The following is a 508-nucleotide window of genomic DNA, read 5'->3' as shown; positions in this document are numbered from 1 at the left end:
TAGTTGGCTGAGGTATTATATCAAGAAATACAATTTAAAGAAGAGCGACTCGCTCGTGAGAATGCGCAATGTCGATAAAATGTTTAAAAAGTACGTGCAGTTGAAACTGCGTCCCGTTCGCGCAATGAACGCCACATTTCTCGTTCTCGCGCAGAACAGAGAATACTTGTTGGGTCACGCGGACGAGAGGTCATACGCGATAACAGTGAACAACTATCTGCTAAAAGAGCAGAAAGAGACGTATTACGATTTTATCGCGCCCACTGTGCCCGATTTTGTCAAAGAGACTCTGACCGAGCTCAAACAATCAGCAATTGAGAAGATACAAGAGATGAACTACTATTCCTTCGAGAAGATGTTGCAAATCGACTATTTCGCGCACTACCCCGTGATAGCCTATAACATATATAGAAGTGAAGTTTGGGACATTTTTGAAAAGTATTACACAAATTTACCATTTAAACCTTTCAGTACAATCAGTACTATGGTGACAACAAATGACGCCGCT

At 41.5% G+C, this 508-nt stretch carries 1 protein-coding gene; it reads left to right on the top strand.

The window, feature by feature from the left end; all coding sequences use genetic code 11:
* Window positions 1–61 precede the first annotated feature (61 nt).
* A partial coding sequence (locus tag E3E36_RS12980; protein WP_206203652.1) for a hypothetical protein occupies window positions 62–508 on the top strand: 447 nt, incomplete at its 3' end.

Source organism: Thermococcus sp. M36 (genome assembly GCF_012027355.1).
Taxonomy (GTDB): Archaea; Methanobacteriota_B; Thermococci; order Thermococcales; family Thermococcaceae; genus Thermococcus.
This window is presented reverse-complemented; position numbering and strand designations above follow the sequence as displayed.